The organism is Pantoea eucrina (assembly GCF_002095385.1).
Classification (GTDB): domain Bacteria; phylum Pseudomonadota; class Gammaproteobacteria; order Enterobacterales; family Enterobacteriaceae; genus Pantoea; species Pantoea eucrina.
The window spans coordinates 1-22587 of the sequence record NZ_MIPP01000012.1 but is presented as its reverse complement, the minus strand read 5'-3'; the positions used below and the strand labels follow the sequence as shown (position 1 = coordinate 22587).

General features: G+C 59.6%; 15 protein-coding genes and 1 pseudogene. 8 read left to right on the top strand and 8 right to left on the bottom strand.

Annotation, left to right across the window (positions count from 1 at the left end; all coding sequences use genetic code 11):
* Nucleotides 1-45 precede the first annotated feature (45 nt).
* The 8 genes from etfB to HA43_RS07320 form a co-directional block, all read right to left on the bottom strand.
* Complete coding sequence (gene etfB / locus HA43_RS07355) at nucleotides 46-837, bottom strand: electron transfer flavoprotein subunit beta (RefSeq protein ID WP_094111322.1); 792 nt, start codon at nucleotides 835-837, stop codon at nucleotides 46-48.
* Complete coding sequence (gene etfA / locus HA43_RS07350) at nucleotides 827-2065, bottom strand: electron transfer flavoprotein subunit alpha (RefSeq protein WP_094111321.1); 1239 nt, start codon at nucleotides 2063-2065, stop codon at nucleotides 827-829. The genes etfB and etfA overlap by 11 nt, the downstream gene beginning before the upstream one ends.
* Entirely contained in the window at nucleotides 2065-4023 is a 1959-nt protein-coding gene (locus HA43_RS07345) for a (Fe-S)-binding protein (RefSeq protein ID WP_094111320.1), read from the bottom strand. The genes etfA and HA43_RS07345 overlap by 1 nt, the downstream gene beginning before the upstream one ends.
* A gap of 87 nt (nucleotides 4024-4110) precedes the next feature.
* The gene (dgcA, locus tag HA43_RS07340) at nucleotides 4111-6174 is read right to left on the bottom strand and encodes a dimethylglycine demethylation protein DgcA (protein WP_094111319.1); all 2064 of its coding nucleotides are present in this window, start codon (nucleotides 6172-6174) and stop codon (nucleotides 4111-4113) included.
* 91 nt (nucleotides 6175-6265) lie between these two features.
* On the bottom strand, nucleotides 6266-6793 hold the full coding sequence (locus HA43_RS07335; RefSeq protein WP_039385210.1) for a DUF5943 domain-containing protein: 528 nt from the start codon (nucleotides 6791-6793) through the stop codon (nucleotides 6266-6268).
* 37 nt (nucleotides 6794-6830) lie between these two features.
* Nucleotides 6831-7808 (bottom strand): dipeptidase, encoded by a 978-nt coding sequence (locus HA43_RS07330; RefSeq protein WP_039385212.1) that lies wholly within the window; start codon nucleotides 7806-7808, stop codon nucleotides 6831-6833.
* A 214-nt stretch (nucleotides 7809-8022) separates the two neighbouring features.
* On the bottom strand, nucleotides 8023-9171 hold the full coding sequence (gbdR, locus tag HA43_RS07325; protein ID WP_039385214.1) for a choline metabolism transcriptional regulator GbdR: 1149 nt from the start codon (nucleotides 9169-9171) through the stop codon (nucleotides 8023-8025).
* A gap of 335 nt (nucleotides 9172-9506) precedes the next feature.
* The gene (locus tag HA43_RS07320; RefSeq protein ID WP_039385216.1) at nucleotides 9507-10883 is read right to left on the bottom strand and encodes an L-serine ammonia-lyase; all 1377 of its coding nucleotides are present in this window, start codon (nucleotides 10881-10883) and stop codon (nucleotides 9507-9509) included.
* Between the two features lie 308 nt (nucleotides 10884-11191).
* Here HA43_RS07320 and glyA point away from each other — a divergent pair, with 308 nt between their 5' ends.
* The 8 genes and pseudogenes from glyA (at nucleotide 11192) to HA43_RS07280 (ending at nucleotide 22501) form a co-directional block, all read left to right on the top strand.
* Entirely contained in the window at nucleotides 11192-12457 is a 1266-nt protein-coding gene (gene glyA / locus HA43_RS07315) for a serine hydroxymethyltransferase (RefSeq protein WP_039385219.1), read from the top strand.
* 85 nt (nucleotides 12458-12542) lie between these two features.
* Nucleotides 12543-13796, top strand: coding sequence for a sarcosine oxidase subunit beta family protein (locus tag HA43_RS07310; RefSeq protein ID WP_039385222.1), 1254 nt, complete (start codon nucleotides 12543-12545; stop codon nucleotides 13794-13796).
* An 11-nt stretch (nucleotides 13797-13807) separates the two neighbouring features.
* A complete protein-coding gene (locus HA43_RS07305) occupies nucleotides 13808-14095 on the top strand; it encodes a sarcosine oxidase subunit delta (RefSeq protein ID WP_071667969.1) in 288 nt (95 codons plus the stop codon).
* A gap of 12 nt (nucleotides 14096-14107) precedes the next feature.
* Nucleotides 14108-17128, top strand: a complete 3021-nt coding sequence (locus tag HA43_RS07300; RefSeq protein ID WP_094111318.1) for a sarcosine oxidase subunit alpha — start codon at nucleotides 14108-14110, stop codon at nucleotides 17126-17128.
* The gene (locus HA43_RS07295) at nucleotides 17121-17792 is read left to right on the top strand and encodes a sarcosine oxidase subunit gamma (RefSeq protein ID WP_082032665.1); all 672 of its coding nucleotides are present in this window, start codon (nucleotides 17121-17123) and stop codon (nucleotides 17790-17792) included. The genes HA43_RS07300 and HA43_RS07295 overlap by 8 nt, the downstream gene beginning before the upstream one ends.
* A 67-nt stretch (nucleotides 17793-17859) precedes the next feature.
* Entirely contained in the window at nucleotides 17860-18720 is an 861-nt protein-coding gene (purU, locus tag HA43_RS07290) for a formyltetrahydrofolate deformylase (protein WP_094111317.1), read from the top strand.
* 181 nt (nucleotides 18721-18901) lie between these two features.
* Nucleotides 18902-20559, top strand: a pseudogene (locus HA43_RS19430) (BCCT family transporter).
* A gap of 64 nt (nucleotides 20560-20623) precedes the next feature.
* Nucleotides 20624-22501: a DUF294 nucleotidyltransferase-like domain-containing protein gene (locus HA43_RS07280; protein WP_039385232.1), complete on the top strand. Its 1878-nt coding sequence runs from the start codon at nucleotides 20624-20626 to the stop codon at nucleotides 22499-22501.
* Nucleotides 22502-22587: the final 86 nt, after the last annotated feature.

The window sequence follows — 22587 nt, the reverse complement described above, 5'->3', positions numbered from 1 at the left end:
GCGTCGTTAACCGCCAGCCGGGTTTTTTATTGTTCAGGCGCACAGCTAGCGGATCACGCCCTCCTCCAGCAGCAGATCAAAGACCGCCTGCGCCATCTCATTCACCGGTTTATTCTGCAGCACTTTGCCACCTTCGCTCTGTGACTTCGCCGTGGCCGCTTTAAAGCGATCCGCCGCCGTTTTCGCTTTCACTTTTTTCAGCCGCTTCGGCCGCTTACGCGCCGGCGCTATCTCCCAGGCTGCCATCGCTGTATCCGGCACGTCCACGCCCGCAACGGTGGTGATCTCTGCCCGGTTTGCCGGGCCAAACGCGCTCTGGCGCGGCGCGGCGGCGGCCATGTCCACGCTGGCGATAAACGGCAGCGCCACACGCAGCAGACGCCGCTGACCGCGCGGCAGCGCCTGCAGCACTTCAGCATCGGTGCCGTTCAGGCTGACAATCTCCGCCACGCCGACCACTACCGGGATCTCCAGCGCTTCTGCCAGCAGAAAAGGCAGCATACCGGATGACTCGCCGCGCTCCGCCCGGCCGCCGGTGAGGATCACATCCGGGTGATCCTGCTTAAGATAGTGACTCAGCACCGCCACCGCATCGCCCTGCTCTGTCATCGGCAGCACGCGCAGCGTCTCAACGCCCATGCCCGCATAGCTGCGCAGCGCCGCGTTGTGCGGATCGCCGGCGTGAAGAAGCTCCAGATCGCCGGAAGCCAGCGCCAGCCCCATCTCTACCGCACGCGCATCCTGCCCGGCGCGGCGTGCCCTGCCCGACTCGGGATGGAGTCCGATGGATATCAGCGCCGTAATGCGGCAGCCGCTGTGGTGTGCTTTATGCTGCATGGTTAAGCTCCTTATTACGCCAGGCGCGCGCCAGACGCGCCAGTTCAGCCAGGATCGCATCGCTGTCGCCAATCACGCTCAGCGACGCGCGGCTGACCATATCGCAGCCGGGATCGGTATTAATGGCGATAACCCGGTCGCACTGCGCAATCCCCTGCAGATGCTGCACCGCGCCGGAGATGCCCACCGCCAGATAGACCCGCGCCGTCACCCAGGTGCCGGTAGCACCCACCTGCCGGAAACGCGGCATATGGCCATTATCCACGGCCACGCGGCTGGCGCCTTCGGTCGCTCCCAGACTCTCTGCGGTAGCGTGAAACTGCGCCCAGTCGCTGACGCCGTTACCGGCAGACAGAATAAACTCCGCCTCGCCCAGCGGCACCGCTGCCGGATCGACCGGCATCAGTCCGCAGTCGGTAATGCGCGCAGCGCCAATGCTTCGCAGCCCGACGCTCACCGGCAGCGCTTCATGGCGGGTCTCATCCACCGGATCGGCGCACTCTGCGGTCAGCAGCATGACGCGCGCAACCGGATGCGTAATATCGGCGCTGCCGCCCGCCGCCCGGCTGATGCAGCTTTCACCCTCAATGCGCCACACCTGCGTGGCGGGTCGCTCCCCGCAGCGTGCGGCAAAGCGACAGCCCAGCTCAAAGCCTCCGGCAACACTGTCCGGAAACAGCCAGAAGCGCGGTGCCAGTTCGTTTTCTGCCGCCATCAGCGCATGGATGCGCTGCTCCGGGCTGTAACCCTCATAGTGTTCGCCGCTGAAGTGGAGCAGCCGGTCAGCGCCCGCGGTGGCAAAGTTCTCTTCACGATGCTCACCAAATACCACGGCCACGACCACGCCAGCACCGCCAGCATCACGCACCAGCTGATGCGCCTGCCCCAGCACGTCGCGATCGTGGCTGGTCAGGCGGCCGCCGGTCATATCCAGCACCGCCGCCACGCAGTAATCCGGCTGCGCCACGCGGTGCAGCGGCAGCTCAGCGACGTGCGGCGTGCCGGCGCTGCGCCGGCCGGAGAGCTGGGAAAACGCGTTAACGTTCTCGCGATCGATGCGCTTCAGTCCGTTGGGTCCGGTAAAGCCGACGGCGTGCGGATTTTTACGCAGCAGCCCGGACGGGCCGCGGCTCTCCTGCACCGGCTGCATCAGCTCTGCATGCTGCGGATGCAGCCGGTTGCGGGCAATCCACTCAAGACGCGGATCGCGGCGTACAGGGGTTTCCATCAGATCACCTCCACAGCAATTTGGCGCTCGCGCAGCTTCGCCGGCAGCGGTTTTTTCGGTTCGCTGAGGGCTTCCGCCACCAGTTCAGCGATATCTTTGACCTCCGGACGCGGCCCGACGACACCTTCCAGCATCGCGGTACACTGCTGGCAGCCAACGGCAATCAGCTCTGCGCCGGTCTGTTTTGCATCCTCCATCCGCATGTCAGCGATGCGCCGCTCCCCCGGAATATCCGTAATCGGCGCACCGCCACCGCCGCCGCAGCAGCGTGAGCGGAAACCGGAGCGGTCCATTTCGCTGAGTTTGATCCCCAGCTCCGCCAGCAGTTCACGCGGTGATGCATATTCACCGTTGTAGCGGCCGAGGTAGCAGGGATCGTGCCAGGTCACGCTGCCGCCTTTGTAATCTTTCAGATCCAGCAGCTGCGCCTTAACCAGCTCATTAATAAAGGTGGTGTGATGCAGCACCTCATAGTCGGGCTGCGTGTCTGCCGGGTAGAAATCGGGATACTCATTTTTCAGGCAGTGAAAGGCGTGCGGATCGGTGGTTACGATGCGGTTAAAACGATATTTTTGCAGCGTGGCGATATTGCTGCGCGCCAGCCGCTGAAACGTGGCGTCATCACCCAGGCGTCGCGCCACGTCTCCGCTATCGAGCTCCTCATCGCCCAGCACCGCAAAATTCACGCCGGCGGCCCTGAGCACTTTGACAAACGCGCGCAGAATACGCTGGCTGCGCATATCAAACGCTCCGTCGGAGACCCAGAACAGCACGTCGGCCTGCCCGATATCCTGCATCAGCGGCAGGTTCTGATCGGCTGACCAGTGCGTGCGGCTGCGCGGATTAAAGCCGCCAGGATTATCCGTCTGGCTGAGGTTATCCAGCACCTCTGCGCCTTTACCAGGGGTTTGCCCCTTCTCCAGCGTCATAAAGCGGCGCATGTCCACAATCGCGTCAACATGCTCAATCATCATCGGACACTCCTCCACGCAGGCGCGGCAGGTGGTGCAGGACCAGAGCGTCTCTTCTTTGATCAGCCCTCCGACAATCGGCTGATGCGGCGCTCCGCACGCTTCGCCCACCGGCACGCCCGGATAGGGGCTGCCGGCAAAGCGCGCGTCGCTGCCGCCCGCCATCCCGATAACCATATCCTGAATCAGCTTTTTGGGATTGAGCGGCTGACCCGCCGCAAACGCCGGGCACATCGCTTCACACTTGCCGCACTGCACGCAGGCGTCAAAGCCCAGCAGCTGGTTCCATTTGAAATCGGCCGGTTTTTCAACGCCGAGCGTTGGGGCAGCCAGATCCACCGGCTTCAGGCCCACGGATCGGCCGCCGCCAAAGCGGGCGGGACGACGATGAAAGGCAAGATGCAGCGCACCGGCGAATGCGTGTTTCATCGGCCCGCCCCACGCCATGCCAAACACCATCTCGCCCAGACCCCAGCAGATCCCTGCCAGCAGCAGGACCGCCATCACCCAGCGCCCCGCCTCGCCAAACAGATCGGAGACCGGCAGCGTGGTGATAAAGAACGTTGCCGCAAACACCAGCAGGCTCTTTGGCAACCGCATCCACGGCCCGCGTGAAAGACGGGCTGGCGGATTGCGACGGCGATACCAGATAAACAGCGCGCCGCTAAACATCACCAGCAGCGCGCCCGCCAGCACGCCATCCACCAGCGTGCCGCTGACGCCCGCCAGATGGACCACGAGGATCAGCAGCATCGACAGCACAAAGCCGCCGGCGGTGGCCACATGGCTGCGCGACATATATTTATCACGCGCCACCACGTGATGCAGGTCAACCAGATAGCGACGGGGCATCGCCATCAGGCCGCTCAGCAGCGCAACCTGTTCCGGTTGTCCGCGCCGCCAGAGCAGGACGCGCCTGACCATACCCACGATGGCCAGAATTACCGCGCCAAGAAGTAACCAGGGGAGTATCCGATCAAGTACCATGATGTGCCCTTTCCAGACAATTTCTGTTAGATGCGGCGTGCGGTACCGCTTCCGGCTACCGCACGCTTTACGTCAGCGACGGCGAAGCTACAGATCCTTGCAGAGACGCAGCGCGTCGTAGATCGCGGCGTGAACGTTACGCTGCGAGACGCAGTCGCCGAGCCGCCACAGGATCATGCCGCTGCCCGCCTGCGCCAGCACCGGCTGCGGACGGATATCAAACAGCGCTTCCACGTCAATCTGCCCCTTGTTGCGCGATTCCGCTTTCAGCGCGTAGTAAAGCTCCTCATTAGGACGGGTGCCGTTTTCCACCACAATCTGATCCACCACCCGCTCCTCTTTCTGCCCGGTGTATTCATTTTCCAGCACCGCCACCAGCTTCTCGCCTTCGCGATAGACCTTCTCCAGCGCCAGATCGGAGGTCATCACCACCGCTTTTTCATACAGGCTGCGATAGTAGGTCGGGAAGGTGGTGCCGCCAATGCCCACGCCGGGTTTGATATCGCCGGTTACCAGCTCCACCAGCGCACCGCGCGCGGCGAGGAAATCGGAGACGGACATCCCGGAAAATTCACAGATAGAGTCATACACCAGTACGTTTTTGCCGGGCTCCACCACGCCGTTCAGCACATCCCAGCTGGAGACCACCAGCCCTTCCGCCGCTCCCCACTCCGGGTTCTGCTCCAGGAAGGGCTCTCCGCCGGTAGCAAGGATGCAGACGTCGGGGGTGAGATCGCGGATCATCGCCATATCCGCCGTGGTATTAGTCAGCACCTTCACGCCGAGACGCTCAGTTTCCATCGCCAGCCAGCGCGTGATACCGGCCATCTGATCGCGCTGCGGCGCTTTTGCCGCAATCGTAACCTGCCCGCCCAGCTCGCTGGCGCGCTCAATCAGCGTGACCTTATGCCCGCGCTCTGCCGCCACGCGCGCTGCCTCCAGCCCGCCCGGTCCGCCGCCAATCACTACGACGTTGCGCACCGGCCCTTCGGTTTTGGTGATGATATGCGGCAGCCCCATATATTCGCGCGAGGTGGCTGCGTTCTGAATGCACAGCACATCCAGCCCCATATATTGCCGGTCTATGCAGTAGTTCGCGCCGACGCACTGGCGGATCTGATCGACCTGATTCATTTTGATCTTGGCGATCAGGTGCGGATCGGCGATATGCGCCCGCGTCATACCCACAAAGTCAACGTAGCCCGCTTCGAGGATACGCTGCGCCTGATTGGGATCTTTAATATTCTGCGCGTGGATCACTGGCACCGTGACCACCTCTTTAATACCCGCCGCCAGATGCAGAAACGGCTCAGGCGGATAGCTCATATTCGGAATAACATTCGCCAGCGTGTTATGGGTGTCGCAGCCGGAGCCGACCACGCCAAAATAATCGACCATGCCGGTTTTATCGTAGTACGCGGCGATCTGCCGCATATCTTCATGGCTGAGGCCGTCGGGATGAAACTCATCACCGGTAATGCGCATGCCGACGACAAAATCGGGGCCGACCGCGTCACGCACCGCTTTCAGCACCTCGATGCCAAAGCGCATCCGCTTTTCAAAACTGCCGCCCCACTCATCGGTGCGCTTATTGACGCGCGGTGACCAGAACTGGTCGATCATATGCTGATGCACGGCGGAGAGCTCCACGCCGTCGAGACCACCCGCTTTGGCGCGCTGCGCCGCTTTAGCGAAGTCGCCGATAACGCGCCAGATCTCCTCTTCCTCAATGGTTTTGCAGGTGGCGCGGTGCACCGGCTCACGGATGCCGGAGGGTGACATCAGGTTGGGCCAGTTCTCTCCATCCCAGCGCGAGCGCCGCCCCATGTGGGAGATCTGGATCATGATTTTGCCGCCGTGCTGGTGCACGGCATCGGCGAGATTCTGAAAGTGGGGAATAATCCGGTCGGTACTCAGGTTAACCGAACTCCACCAGCTCTGGGGGCTGTCGATCGAGACCACGCTTGAGCCGCCGCAGATACAGAGCCCGCAGCCGCCTTTGGCTTTCTCTTCGTAATAGCGCACATAGCGATCGGTGGTCATCCCGCCGTCAGTGGCATACACCTCGGCGTGGGCGGTGCTGACAATACGGTTGCGGATAGTCAGTTTATTTATCTTCAATGGCTCAAACAGCAGATCAAACTGTGACATAGCTTCACCTTAATTCCGTTCTGATATCCGGCCCGCCAGCCTGCGGTTCAGTTGTTGTGCAGGGTACGCAGCCGGCGCTGCGTACCCGGTTTTATACTGGCGAAACGGTAAAAATGCCGTACTCACATCCCTCTTCGGCCGCGCTCTGCGTCTGCACCGCCCGGGTTTTCACGCTGTAGCCGAGGCTCTGCGCAATCTGATCCATCGCGCCGGCAAACCAGCCGGTAAACATGTAGTCCACCTTGCGGTTGACCTTGCCGTACTGATAGACAAACGCAGAGTGATCGAGTCGTATCCGCGCCGTGCCCTGTTTCAGATCGAGCGCTTCGGTGGAAAAGAAGCCCCAGCCGCGCTGAGAAAGACGTTTCATGTAGTGCTCAAATACGGCGTCACCGGAGAGGCCGTGCAGCGCAGCCTCTTTTTCGCACCAGTGCCAGGCCGATTTATAGCCCGCTTTGTAGAGGATGGCGGCGTAGCGTTCAGCGCCAATCTCCTCTTCAATGCCCATATGGTTGTTCACGAAGAAGTGCCGGGGCACGTACAACATCGGTAACGCATCGGTGGTCCAGACGCCGGTTTCATCATCGACGCTGATTGGCATTTCAGGCGCATGTGCCATGGTTTACCTCGCTTAGTGGTGTGAACAGGCCAGACGATCACTCATGCCAGACATTTGCCAGCAGGTTGAGCCAGTTCTCGCCCATAAATTTGCGCACCTGCTTCTCGGTAAAGCCGTGGCGCAGCAGTGCAGCCGTTAAGTTCGGGAATTCACCCAGCGTGCGAATGCCTTCCGGGTTGATGATTTTGCCGAAGTCGGTGAGCTGGCGGGCGTAGCCCTTGTCGTGCGTCAGCCACTCGAAAAATGCCTGACCGTGGCCCTGCGTGAAGTCGGTGCCGATGCCGATCTGATCTTCACCCACCAGGTTGAAGATGTAGTCGATCGCTTCCACGTAATCTTCAATCGTGGAGTGAATGCCATTTTTCAGGAACGGGGTAAACATGGTGACGCCCACAAATCCGCCGTGGTCCGCAATAAATTTCAGCTCTTCATCAGATTTATTACGCGGGTGATCTTTCAGGCCAGAGGGAAGGCAGTGGGAGTAACAGACCGGTTTTTTCGACGCGAGGATCACCTCTTTTGAGGTCTGCGCGCCCACGTGCGAAAGGTCGCACAGCATGCCGACGCGGTTCATCTCCGCCACGACTTCATGACCATAACCGGAGAGGCCGCCATCACGCTCATAGCAGCCGGTGCCGACCAGATTCTGCGTGTTATAGGCCATCTGCACCACGCCCACGCCCAGCTCTTTGAACACCTGAATGTAGCCCAGCTGATCTTCAAACGCGTGCGCGTTCTGGAAGCCCATCAGGATGCCGGTTTTGCCTTCATCTTTGGCGCGCCGGATATCACGGGTGTTGGTTACTTTGGTGACCAGATCGGCGTTCTGCGCAATCAGGTTATTCATTTCCACGATATTATTAACCGTGCCCTGAAACCCTTCCCAGACGGAGACCGTGCAGTTGGCAGCCGTCAGCCCGCCGCGGCGCATATCCTCAAACAGCTCTCTGTCCCATTTCGCAATTACCAGCCCATCGATGACAATCGCAGAATCGTGCAATTCAGTAGCGTTCATATCTTCCTCTCTGGTTTGATTCATAACCGGGTGCGGCCGAATGAAAACAGAATAGGGTTTACGCTGCGGATGAATTGTTCTGAAAACGTCACTTGCCTGACAGCTGGCGCAGCCCCGGAAAGTGAACGGATGGTTTAAACCGATGAGCGGACATAAAAAAGCTGCCCTGAAGGCAGCGTTTTCAGCCGGCACGCATCACAGGCGGCGGGTGGCGTCAGAGATCCGTTGACAGTGCCACTGAGCCAAAGGTTGGCTCAAAGCGCGCCTCATTCAGGATGCGCAGAGAGGCGGATACCGTGCTCTCCTGCTGCCAGTTTGTCAGGCCGGGCATTTCCGCCATAAAGAACTGCGTCAGCGTCTTGCCGCCTCCCTGACTGTGTACGCCCCGCCGCTCTTCGCGCGGCGGCACGCCAAGATGTTCGCGATAGCATTTGCTGAAGTGCGGCGTAGAGACAAAGCCGCACGCCAGGGCGATTTCAATAATCGACATGGAGGTCTGCTTCAGCAGCTGGCGGGCGCGGAACAGCCGCAGCTTCAGATAGTAACGTGAGGGCGAGCAGCGCAGGTATTTCTGAAACAGCCGCTCCAGCTGACGGCGCGACAGGCCGACGTAACCTGCCAGCTCATCCAGATCGATCGCCTCCTCAATGTTGGCCTCCATCAGCGATACTGCCTCCACCAGGCTTGGCTGCGCCGTGCCGAGCACGTGACGCAGCGGGATACGCTGATAGTCTGATTCATTGCGTACGCGGTCGCAGATAAACATCTCTGAAATGCCGGCGGTGAGCTGGTGGCCAAAGTGGCGCTGGATCATGGTCAGCATCATATCCATCGGCACGGTGCCGCCGCTGCTGGTCATGCGATCGTGCTCAATCACAAACAGCTGGTTGGTACAGATGACTTTGGGGTACGCCTCCTGCATGGACGCAATGCACTCCCAGTGCGCGCTGCAGTGATACCCATCCAGCAGCCCGGCTTCCGCCAGCAGATAGGGTCCGGTACAGATGCCGCCAATCAGGATTTTGCGGCGCGCCATGCTCTGCAGCCAGCTCACCTGACGGCTGGTATAACTGCGGGTAATGTTGACACCCCCGACCACGATCAGCACATCCAGTGCTGCCACGTTAGCCATCGAATGATCGGGCGTAATTGAAATACCATCACTTGCCACAACGGGCGCACCCTCTTCGCTGACGGTACACCAGCTATACAACTCTTTGCCGCTTAGCTGGTTCGCCATGCGTAAAGGTTCAACTGCGGTTGCCAGAGCCATCATGGTGAAATTATTGACCAGTAAAAAGCCTACGCTGCGCTTTTTAATATCAGTAGAGGGACTTTTCAAAATTGCGTCTGTGTCGAACATGTGCGCTGACCTCTATTAGGCTAAACAGAAACATTACCCGGGGGCATCTCCCCCAATCGCTTTCCATCACCTATAGAGTAAGCAACAGACATGCCATTCGTCACCAGGATGGCCCTGCGGAAAATGACACACAGTTAACATAAGCGAAACAAATGTTTGTTCAGCTTCACAGATTTGATCATTGCTGCACGAACTGCTCCCTTTAGCCTCAAAACAGTGCAGACGCTGACCCGTTTTGGTTAAGTCAGCGCATTTTGCACTCTTTTACATCACTGTCAACTGCCTGTCCGTATGGCGATCCGCATAAGCTGTCGTAACCAATTAGTTACACAGAATTAACATTCAATCGCGTTGACTGCCAGACCCCCTTTCGACGTCTCTTTATATTTATCCTGCATATCGCGGCCGGTATCGCGCATGGTACGGATCACTTTATCCAGCGAAATAAAGTGCTGACCATCGCCGCGCAGCGCCATCTGCGCGGCATTAATCGCTTTCATTGCCGCAATCGCGTTGCGTTCAATACAGGGCACCTGCACCAGCCCGCCCACCGGATCGCAGGTCAGGCCAAGATTGTGTTCCAGCGCAATTTCCGCCGCGTTCTCAACCTGTTCCGGCGTGCCGCCCAGCACGTCCGTGAGGCCAGCCGCCGCCATGGCACAGGCGGAGCCGACCTCGCCCTGACAGCCCACCTCAGCGCCGGATATAGACGCATTCTTTTTGCACAGCGCCCCGACCGCGGCCGCCGCCAGCAGAAAGTCCACCACATCCTCTTCGCGCGCGCGGGGTTCAAACTGCATGTAGTACATCAGCACGGCCGGGACAATGCCGGCGGCGCCGTTGGTCGGTGCCGTCACCATCCGCCCGCCCGCGGCGTTCTCTTCGTTGACCGCCAGCGCATAGAGATTGATCCAGTCCATAGCGGAGAGCGTCGAGCTGATGACATTCTCCGCTGAGGCGCGGCGCAGAGACTGATAGAGCGCTGGCGCACGGCGGCGCACCTGCAGGCCACCCGGCAGGATGCCCTCCTGGGCCAGCCCGTTAGCGATGCACTGCTGCATCACCTGCCAGATCTGCGCCAGCCCGCTGCGGATCGCCGCTTCGTCACGCCATACCTTTTCATTTTCCAGCATCAGCGCGCTGATACGCAGCCCCTTTTCCCGACAGTGGGCCAGCAGCTCCGCTCCGCTGTTAAAGTCATAGGGCAGCGTGCACTGCGGCACCAGATGTGCAGTGGCCGTGGCCTCCTCTTCATCCAGCACAAAGCCGCCGCCGATGGAGTAATAGACCACCGAGAGGCTGTCGCCGGTGCGGAAATAGGCGTTCAGCCGCATGGCGTTCGGGTGATAAGCGAGCACGTCATCCACAAACAGCAGATCCTGATGCCAGTCAAATTCAATGTTTTCGCCCCACGGCAGCGTCACTGAACCGGTTTCACAGATCGCCTGTACCGTGGCGTCAATGATGTGCGGATCGATGGTATCCGGTGAGGCCCCCATCAGCCCGAGCAGCACCGCTTTGTCCGTGCTGTGCCCGCGTCCGGTTGCGCTCAGCGAGCCAAACAGTTCAATTTTAATGCGGCAGAGCGCCTGCCGCCTGGCACTCTGGCTCAGCTGCTCAACAAAGCGCTGCGCCGCGCGCATGGGCCCGACGGTGTGCGAACTGGAGGGGCCAATTCCGACCTTAAATAAATCGAAGACGCTAATACTCATTCTGCTCTCCCGGGCTCACGGCCATATAGTGTTTACCTGCCGCATTATCGATGGCGTAAAAAATCGATGGATGCCGGAGAACGACGCATTTCACCGTGAACTCGCCATTTTCCGCCCGGCGTAGCCGCCTTACCCTGCCGCACGGTGGCGGGCAGCGCGCTATGTCGCAAATTGACATAGCCCCGGCGTTACCAAACATCCTGGCCGCAGTGGCGCTGGGTATTATCAACCCACACTCAATTTACCGCTGCCCTGAATGGCTCAGTTCCGGAGCAGGCGCCGCGCGATTATCCGGGCAAGGAGAGAGCATGTTTGCGAAAAGCGACACCATTCAGAGCTTTGACAGTGAACTGTGGCAGGCAATAGAGCAGGAAGCGGTACGTCAGGAAGAGCACATCGAGCTTATCGCCTCAGAGAACTACACCAGCCCGCGCGTTATGCAGGCGCAGGGAACGGTGCTGACCAATAAATATGCGGAGGGCTATCCGGCCAAACGCTACTACGGCGGCTGTGAATATGTCGACATCGTGGAGAAACTGGCCATTGAACGCGCCTGTACGCTGTTCGGGGCCGATTACGCCAACGTGCAGCCGCACTCCGGCTCGCAGGCTAACGCGGCGGTCTATATGGCACTGTGCCAGCCGGGTGACACTGTGCTGGGCATGAGCCTGGCGCACGGCGGCCATCTGACGCACGGCGCACACGTCAATTTCTCCGGCAAGATCTATCACGCCGTGCAGTATGGCCTGAACGAAGCAACCGGCGAGATCGACTACGACCAGGTGGAAGCGCTGGCGCTGGAGCATAAGCCAAAAATGATTGTGGCTGGCTTCTCCGCCTATTCACGCGTGGTTGACTGGGCGCGCTTTCGCGCTATCGCCGATAAAACGGGCGCATGGCTGTTTGTCGATATGGCACACGTCGCGGGCCTCGTCGCCGCCGGTATCTATCCTAATCCGCTGCCGTTCGCTGACGTGGTCACCACCACCACGCATAAAACCCTGCGCGGTCCGCGCGGCGGTCTGATCCTGGCGAAAGCCAATCCGGAGCTGGAGAAGAAACTGAATGCCGCCGTATTCCCCGGCGGCCAGGGCGGTCCGCTGATGCATGTTATCGCCGCCAAAGCGGTAGCCTTTAAAGAGGCGATGCAGCCTGACTACGCAAACTATCAGCGCCAGGTAGTGAAAAATGCGCAGGCGATGGCGGAGGTCTTTATTGCACGTCAGTACGATGTGGTCTCGGGCGGTACCGATAACCACCTGTTTCTGCTGAGCCTGATCAAACAGGGCCTGACCGGCAAAGCGGCGGACGCCGCGCTGGGGCGCGCCAATATCACCGTCAATAAAAATGCTGTACCGGGCGATCCGCAGTCGCCGTTTGTGACCTCCGGCCTGCGCATCGGTGCACCGGTGATCACCACGCGCGGCTTTAGCGAGGAGAACTGCCGCACGCTGGCAGGCTGGATCGCAGACATCCTCGACGTCATGCACAACGAGGAGCAGCTGGAAGTGAAAATTGCGCAGGTGAAGCAGCAGGTGCTGTCGCTGTGTGCAGATTTCCCGGTTTACCGCTAAGCCAGAACGCCCCCGGCCTGCCGCGGGGCGCCGTCTTACCCTCTGTCCATTCGCACACGCGGTATTGTTACGGGAGTAGATAAACATGCAACGCTATTCAGGATTTGGCCTGCTCAGACACAGTCTGAGCTTTCATGAGAACTGGCAGAAGGTCTGGCGCAACCCGACACCGCAGAAACGCTATGACGTGATTATTATCGGCGGCGGCGGTCACGGTCTGGCCACCGCTTACTATCTGGCAAAGGAGCACGGCATTACCAATGTGGCGGTGCTGGAAAAGGGCCACCTCGGCGGTGGCAACATCTGCCGCAACACCACCATTGTCCGCTCTAACTACCTGTGGGATGAATCAGCCGCGCTCTATGAGCACTCCATGAAGCTGTGGGAAGGCCTGTCGCAGGAGCTGAACTACAACCAGATGTTTTCGCAGCGTGGTGTCTATCACACCTGCCATACGCTGCAGGATCTGCGCACCAATGAGCGGCTGGCGAACGCCAACCGCCTGCAGGGCGTCGATAACGAAATGGTCTATGGCGACCAGCTGCAGCGTGAGATCCCGGCGCTCGACTGCAGTAAAGATGCGCGCTATCCGGTGCTGGGCGCCTCGGTGCAGCGGCGCGGCGGCAACGCCCGTCATGATGCGGTGGCCTGGGGGTATGCCCGCGCAGCCGACAGTCTGGGTGTGGATCTGATCCAGAACTGTGAAGTGATCGATATGGAGATCAGCGACGGCAAGATCACCGGCGTGAAAACCCGCAACCATGGCGTAATCAAAGCCGACCGCGTGGGCTGCGTGACCGCCGGCAACTCCGGCGTGATGGCGAAAATGGCGGGCTTTGAACTGCCGGTGGAGTCGCATCCGCTGCAGGCACTGGTCTCCGAGCCGATTAAACCCTTTCTCGATACGGTCGTGATGTCCAACCACGTACACGGCTACATGAGCCAGTCTGATAAAGGCGATCTGGTGATTGGCGCCGGCATCGACGGCTGGGTCGGCTATGGCCAGCGCGGATCCTACAGCGTGATTGAGCACACGATCCAGGCGATTGTTGAGCTTTTCCCCTGCACCAGCCGCGTACGCATGAACCGCCAGTGGGGCGGCATTGTTGATACCTGCCCTGACGCCAGCCCTATCCTTTCCGCGACCCCGGTACGCAACCTGTTTTTCAACTGCGGCTGGGGCACCGGCGGCTTCAAAGGCACCCCCGGCTCCGGCAACCTGTTTGCCCACCAGCTGGCGCACGGCACGCCGCATCCGATAGCTGAACCTTTTGCCCTCTCCCGCTTTTATACCGGGGCTCTGGTTGATGAACATGGCGCTGCGGGCGTGGCCCACTAAGGACTTTTAGCATGCTGCACATTTACTGTCCTCACTGCGGTGAGTATCGCGAAGAAGAAGAGTTTCATCCGCGCGGTCAGGCGCATATCGCCCGGCCCGCCAGTCCGGATGCCTGCAGCGACGAGGAGTGGGGAACCTTTCTCTACTTTCGTAAAAACCCGCGCGGCATGCATAACGAACTCTGGGTGCACAGCGCCGGTTGCCGCAAGTTTTTTAACCTGACGCGCGACACGCAGACGTATGAGATCAAACGGGTATACACCCTCGATGAACAGCCTGAAACCGGCGAGCAAGGGTAAGGAGCGCAGAGCATGAGCCAGAAAAATCGCCTGCCGTCCGGCGGCAGAATCAACCGTTCCACCACGCTGAACTTTACCTGGAACGGCCGTCAGTATCAGGGCTACGAAGGCGATACCGTCGCCTCTGCCCTGCTCGCCAACGGTATCGATATTGTCGGACGCAGTTTTAAATACAGCCGCCCGCGCGGCATCGTTGCCGCGGGCGCGGAAGAGCCTAATGCGGTGCTGCAGCTGGGCGCCTCAGAGGCGACGCAGGTGCCGAACGTGCGCGCCACGCAGCAGACGCTCTATGAGGGCCTGGTCTGCTCCGCCACCAACGGCTGGCCCAGCGTGGAGTCCGATCTGATGGGGCTGGTGGGAAATCTTGGCGGTAAAGTGATGCCGCCCGGCTTTTACTACAAGACCTTTATGTATCCGCAGTCAATGTGGCCCACCTACGAGAAATTTATCCGCAAGGCCGCCGGTCTGGGCCGCGCGCCGCGCGAAAAAGATCCTGATATCTACGACGCCATGAATCAGCACTGCGATGTGATGATCGTCGGTGCCGGTCCGGCGGGCCTGATGGCGGCGCTGACCGCCGGCCGCAGCGGCGCACGCGTGATCCTCGCGGATGAGCAGAGCGAACCGGGCGGGCATCTGCTCGCCAGCCGCGAACTGATTGAGGGCAAGCCTGCCGCTGACTGGGTGGCTGAGGTGGTGGCTGAGCTGGCCACTATGCCGGAAGTGATGCTGCTGATGCGTGCGACGGTGAACGGCTATCACGATCATAATTTCCTCACCATTAATGAGAACCGCACCGATTACCACGGCGACCGCGCGGCGGCCGGACAGGTACGCCAGCGCATGCACCGCGTGCGGGCGCACTGGGTGGTGCTTGCCACCGGCGCGCAGGAGCGCCCGCTGGTCTTCAGCCATAACGATGTGCCCGGCTGCATGATCCCCTCCGCCATCTCCGTCTATATCAACCGCTACGGCGTGGTGCCCGGCAATCAGCTGGTGCTGATGACCACCAACGACAGCGCCTATCAGACCGCGCTGGACTGGGCCGATGCCGGGCGCGAAGTGGTGGCCGTAGTGGATACCCGCGCCGCCACCAAAGGCGAGCTGGCCGCCGCCGTGCGCCGCCGCGGCATTCGGGTAATTAGCGGCAGCGCGGTGATCGACGTGCAGGGTAAAAAGCGCGTCAGCGGCGTCAATATTGCCGCCATCGATAAAAAAGGCGACGCCCTCACCGGTAAGCCTTTTACCCTCTCCTGCGATACCGTTGCCAGCTCCGGTGGCTGGAGCCCGGTGATCCACCTCGCCGGACATACCGGCAGCCGTCCGGTCTGGAACAATGAAGTGATTGGCTTTCTGCCCGGCCCGACCGCGCAGCAGCAGCTGACGGCGGGCGGCATCAATGGCCGCTACGCGCTCGACAATGTGCTGCAGGAAGGGATCAAAGCGGGTCAGGATGCCGTACTGCAACTCGGCCTGACGCCGGTTGAGGTCGCCCTGCCCGAGGTGAAAAAGTGGATTGAGCATCCGCCCGCCGCGCTGTTTCATATTCCGCACACCAAACCGATCAGCCGCGCGCCAAAGCAGTTTGTTGACTATCAGAATGATGTCACAGCGGCCGGCATTGCGCTGGCAACGCGCGAAGGATTTGAGGCGATTGAGCATATCAAGCGCTATACGGCGATGGGGTTTGGTACCGATCAGGGAAAGCTCGGCAACATCAACGGTATGGCGATTGCCGCCAAAGTAACGGGCAAAACCATTCCCGAGACCGGGACCACGGTGTTCCGTCCGAACTATACCCCGATCGCTTTTGGCGCTATCGCGGGGCGTAACTGCGGCGAGCTGTTCGATCCCAAACGCTTTACCGCGATGCATAAGTGGCACGTGCAGCAGGGGGCGAAATTTGAAGATGTTGGCCAGTGGAAGCGCCCATGGTACTACCCGCGTCCGGGTGAAACCATGCAGCAGTCGCTGGATCGCGAATGCCGCGCGGTGCGCAGCGGCGTCGGCATCCTCGATGCCTCTACCCTCGGCAAAATTGATATTCAGGGCAAAGATGCGCGCGAATTCATCAGCCGCGTCTATACCAACGCCTGGGCTAAACTCGGCGTCGGCAAGTGCCGCTACGGCCTGATGTGCGGTGAAAGCGGCATGGTGTTTGATGACGGCGTAACCTCCTGTCTCGCGGAGAACCACTTTCTGATGACCACCACCACCGGCGGCGCGGCGCACGTTATGGAGTGGCTGGAACTCTACCACCAGACCGAGTGGCCGGAGCTGGAGGTGTTCTTCACCAGCGTAACCGATCACTGGGCGACCATGACCATTTCCGGTCCGGAGAGCCGCAACCTGCTGGCGGAACTCTGCAGCGATGTGTCGCTGGATAAAGAGACCTTTAAGTTCATGGACTGGCAGGAAGGCACGGTCGCTGGCGTACCGGCGCGTATCTTCCGCATCTCGTTTACCGGTGAGCTCTCGTTTGAGATCAACGTGCAGGCAAACTACGGCCTTGCGGTCTGGGAGAAGCTGTTTGAGCACGGCGCGAAATATGATCTGACGCCGTACGGCACGGAGACCATGCACATTCTGCGGGCGGAGAAAGGTTTTATTATTGCCGGTCAGGATACGGATGGCTCGGTGACGCCGCACGATCTCAATATGGGCTGGTGCGTCGCCGATTCAAAGCCGTTCAGCTATATCGGCAAGCGCGGTATGGCGCGGGCAGACTGCGTGCGCGAGCAGCGTAAACAGCTGGTCGGCCTGAAAACGCGCGATCCGCTGGTGGTCCTGCCGGAAGGCGCGCAGGCGGTCGCTAATCCGCAGCAGCCGGTGCCGATGGATCTGCTGGGCCACGTCAGCTCCAGCTACTGGAGCGCCAACCTGAACCGCAGTATCGCAATGGGCTTTATCAAAGGCGGACTGCAGCGTATGGGCGAAACCGTGTTTTATCCGCTGGCAGATGGCCGCGTGGTGGAAGCGGAAATCTGCAGCCCGGTCTTTATCGATCCGAAAGGAGAACGTCAACATGTCTGAAACCCTCTTACCTGAAACCAAACCCGCAGAGGCCGTCAGACAGGTCGCGGTAATGAACCAGAGTGCGCCGCAGGTACGCGCTGAATCGCCGCTGCACCATGCCGATCGCGGTAACGTCACTGCCAGCCAGTCGCAGCAGGCGGGCGTTGAACTGCGTGAGCTGGCGCTGCGCGGGCATCTGGTGCTGCGCGGTTCGCAAAACAGCGCGAGCTTTATGCAGGGCTGCCTGACGGTATTAGGCCTGCCGCTGCCCACCGCGCCGCTGACCTCCGCCGAAGATGGCGATATCTCCGTGCGCTGGCTGAGCCCCGATGAGTGGCTGGTGGTACTGCCGATGGATCAGCTGTTCCCGGTGGAGAAAGCGCTGCGCGCTGAAATTACTGGTCACTTTTCGGTGGTGAACGTCAGCGGCGGACAGACCATTCTGGCGCTCTCCGGTAAACACGCGGTCGATGTACTGAAAAAGAGCACGGTGCTTGACCTGCATCCGTCACAGTTTCCCGTCGGCAAAGTTGCCGGATCGGTGTTTGCGAAGAGCAGCGCGCTGATCCGCCGCACCGGTCCGGAAAGCTGGGAGCTGGTGATCCGCCGCAGCTTTGCAGAGTACATCTGGCTCTGGCTGCGGGATGCCAGCCGCGAATATGGGCTGAAGATCACCGCGTAATATCCGGCCGTGCTGGCGCGGCTCTCTGTCCGCCGGCACGCCTTTCCCTTATTATCAGGAGTCGCCCATGAGCGTGCTGCCCGATTCATGGATTTTTACCGCCAGCTGCCCGAGTAAATTAGGCACGGTGGATGTCGTGACCCGGTTTATGGCGGAATCGGGTCACTATATTAATGAGATCCATTCGTTTGACGACCGCGTCAGCCACCACTTTTTTATCCGCGTCGCTTTCTCACCAGCCGCGCACTTCAGTACCGATATATTTCGCGATAATTTTACGCCGCGCGTCACTCCGTTTGAGATGCAGTGGCAGCTTACCCCGCCGCAGCATCGTGAACGCGTGGCTATTCTGGTCTCTAAATTTGATCACTGCCTGAACGATCTGTTATTCCGGCATCGCACCGGACAATTATCTATTGATGTGCCGCTGATTATTTCCAACCATCCCGATCTCTGCTCCCTGGCGGAATGGCACGGCATCCCCTGGTACCACCTGCCGGTAAATAATGCGAATCGCACAGAACAGGAAGCGCAGATTCTCGCTCTGCTGGAACAATATAATATCGACCTGGTGGTTCTGGCACGTTACATGCAAGTTCTTTCACCGCGGATGTGTGAAAAGCTCGACGGTAAAGCCATTAATATTCATCACTCTCTGCTGCCGGGATTTAAAGGCGCGCGTCCTTATCATCAGGCGTGGGAGAAAGGGGTCAAAATGGTCGGTGCCACGGCGCACTACGTTAATAATGATCTGGATGAGGGACCGATTATTACGCAGGGTATTCAGAGCGTGGATCACGCGCTCTATCCCGACGATCTTATCAGCCGCGGACAGGATATTGAACGCGTCACGCTATTTAACGCGGTGCGTTATCACGTCGAGAAACGCGTATTTTTAAGCGGCAAGCGCACGGTGGTATTTAGTTAGCCGGTGCAGTGTTGAATATAAATGTGCAGCCAATGCACCCGCAGGCTGCACGCTTTTATCTTTTTGCGGAAAACAGGGTAATCAGGGATTGATCACGATCTTCAGCGTTAAATAAAACAGAACCTGGCCTGATAGCAGCGCCGGTTTTTAACAACAACACGTAAGTCGCGAGGAAATCACTATGGCGGATTCCAGAGATCCGATGACGCCTGATGGCGAAGTATCGCCCTATGATACTGACTATCAGGTAGGCCAGGATAATATTATCGTGAACGTCGGGCCATTTGGTCTGGATATTCACAACCGGGTATTCGCTATATCCGGCATTGCCGTAATCGTATTCGTTATATTAACGCTGGTGTTTCAGAGTGACGTTGCCCCGCTGTTTAAAGGTATGCTTAACTGGCTTACCAGCAAACTCGACTGGTTCTTTCTTTCTGCCGGTAATGTCTTCGTGATCATCTGCCTGGGTCTGGTTTTCTCCCCGCTGGGCAAGGTGCGTCTCGGCGGCACCCTCGCCCGACCCGATTACAACTATGTCACCTGGTTTTCGATGCTGTTTGCGGCCGGTATGGGCATCGGCCTGATGTTTTACGGCGTCTCGGAGCCGCTGTCACACTTCTCCAGCGCGATGGGCGGCACGGTGGCTGAAAATGGCGTGCGTACCGACTGGGCGCCGCTGGGCGGTGCGAGTGGATCAGCAGAAGAGGCCACGCGGCTGGCCATGGCGGCTACCATTTTCCACTGGGCGCTGCATCCGTGGGCGATCTATGCGGTTCTTGCCCTGGGACTGGCCCTCTTCACCTTTAACAAAGGCCTGCCGCTGACTATCCGGTCACTCTTTTATCCGCTGCTGGGTGACGCCGTATGGGGCTGGCCCGGTCATCTGATCGATATCCTTGCCGTGCTGGCCACGCTGTTTGGCCTCGCTACCTCGCTCGGGCTGGGTGCCTCGCAGGCGGCGTCCGGACTCAATTTCCTGTTTGATGTACCGCTGGGACAAACCACGCAGATTGTACTGGTGATCGCGATTACCGCTATTGCCACCTTTTCTGTGGTCGCCGGGCTGGACGCGGGGTGCGGCGCTTATCAGAAGCGAACATGATCCTCGCCGGTCTGCTGCTGCTGTTTATTATCGTGGTCGGCCCGACCATGCTGCTGTTTAGCGGCTTTTTCTCTAACCTCGTCTCCTATATTGAGTTCCTGCCCGCGCTCTCCAATCCGGTCTCCCGTCCAGACAGCAATTTTGCCGCCGGCTGGACCTCCTTCTACTGGGCGTGGTGGATCTCCTGGTCACCGTTTGTCGGCATGTTTATCGCGCGTATTTCACGTGGTCGCACGGTACGGGAGTTTATCATCTCCGTGCTGCTGGTCCCGTCGCTGGCGTGTGTACTGTGGATGACGGTACTGGGCGGCACCACTATCCATCAATATTTTACTGAGGGATATCAGAGTATTGCTGATGCCATTCTGCCGCTGCAGCTCTTTACCATGCTCGACACGCTACCGCTGGCAAAAATCACCTGCGTGGTCGCCATCATTCTGGTGGTGGTGTTCTTTGTCACCTCAGCTGACTCCGGCACGCTGGTGATCGATATCATCGCCTCCGGCGGTAAAATTGAATCCCCGACTGCGCAACGCGTATTCTGGTGCGTGTTTGAAGCGCTGGTGGCCATTGCGCTGATCCTCGGCGGCGGGCTGGATGCCCTGCAGGCGATGGTGGTCTCGACCGGATTGCCCTTTGCGCTGGTGCTGCTGGTCGCGTCGGTCGCGGTTGTAAAGGGATTGCTCTCTGAGCCGCGCCCGACGCGCCCGGCTCCCGCCGTGCGCAATCAATAGCACGTAAGCAGGCGGATAGCCGACCGGGCTATCCGCCGCTGCAGGTGCAGGAAGGGAGATCGCTATGCAGGCCGGACATCAGGAAATCATCGATTTTATTCAGCGCTACCCGCCGTTTAACACCCTGCCGCTGACGGCGCTGGCGCGGATCGCAGCCACCCTTGAGGTGAGCTATTACAAAGCCGGCACGCCGATCCTCACCTTTGGTCAGCAGGTTGACGCCTGGTATCTCATCCGCAGCGGCGCAGTGGAGATCTATCGCCGCAACGGCGACCTCTATAATCGCCTCAGCGCCGGCGGCTATTTTGGTGAGTTCGGCTTATTGCGCGAGAACAGCGTGCGCTTTCCGGTTACCGCCCTGGAAGATACGCTGACCTATCTGATTCCCGCCCCGATTTTTAATGAGCTGTTCAGCAAATATGAAGAGTTTGCCGACCTGGTAGAGGTGGAAGATCGCACCCGGCTGCGGCAGACCGTGGCGCGTACCGAAGAGGCGAGCGGCCTGATGACGTCGCGCATCGAGGCGCTAATCAGCCGGCCACCGGTGACCATCGACAGCCGCGCCACGGTGTGTGAAGCCGCACAGAAAATGAGTAAAGAGGGCGTCTCATCCCTGCTGATTGTGACCCCGGAGGCGGATGGGGAGCGTTCCCAAACGCTGGCTGGGATCGTCACGGATAAAGATCTGCGCGACCGGGTAATTGCCCGCGGCCTGAGCTTCGATACGCCAGTCGCGACAATTATGACCGGGCAGCTGACCCACGTCAGTCACCACCAGCTGGTGTTTGAAGCGATGCTCATCATGATGCAGCACAACATACATCATCTGCCGGTGCTGAAGCAGGATCTGCCGGTAGGAGTGATTTCCCAGTCAGATATTATCCGCTATGAGTCACAAAACAGCCTGTTTCTCGTCAGCCGCATTTTTCACTGCAACAGCATCAGTGAGCTGAGCACGCTGAAAAATGAGGTACGCGCCTGCTTTAGCCGCATCGTGCGTGAAGACGCCAATTCGCAGATGACGGGCCGCGCCATGGCGGTGATTGGACGCAGTTTTACGCAGCGGCTGCTGGCGCTGGCTGAAGCGGAGCTGGGGCCGCCGCCGGTGCCCTACTGCTTTATCACGCTGGGGTCGATGGCGCGTCAGGAGCAGCTGCTGGTCACCGACCAGGATAACGCACTGATCCTCGACAACCGGTATGATGCATCCCGCCATGAAGCCTATTTTATGGCGCTGGCGCGCCGCGTCTGTGACGGCCTGGCGGCGTGCGGCTATCACTACTGCAGCGGCAACATCATGGCCACTAACGGCCGCTGGCGGCAGCCGCTGGCCGTCTGGGAAGGATACTTTGATGAGTGGATCGACACCCCTTCCCCGCAGACATTGCTCGACAGCGCAATCTTCTTCGATCTTGATGCCGTCTGGGGCCAGCTGGCGTGGGGCGAGCAGCTGAATAAACGCATTACGCATAAAGTCCGGCACAACTCGCGCTTTCTCGCCTGCATGGCGCGCAACGCGCTGCTGCGCAAACCGCCGCTGGGGTTCTTTAAAAATTTTGTCATGGAGCCTTCCGGTCAGCATACGCAGTCTATCGATATGAAACGGCGCGGCACCGCGCCGCTGGCGGATCTGATCCGCGTGCACGCGCTGGCGGCCGGTTCAGCCGCTCGCAACTCGTTTGATCGGCTGCAGGATATTATGCAAACCGACCTGCTGCCGCACGGACGCGGTCAGGATCTGCGCGATGCGCTGGAGTTTATCTCGATGGTGCGTATCCGCCATCAGGCGCAGGACGTGGAGAGCGGTCAGGAGCCGGATAACCGCATTGAACCGCTTAATCTTTCTGAGTTCGAACGCAAAAATCTCAAAGATGCGTTTCAGATCCTGAGCAACGCACAAAAATTTCTCAAATACCGCTATCAGCCAGGCCGGAAAGTGTGAGGTAAACATGCTGCACATCAGTAAACAGCTGCTGCGTTCAGCCCCCGCGCCGGCGCCGCATGCGGAAGTCTCGCCCGCGTGGCCCG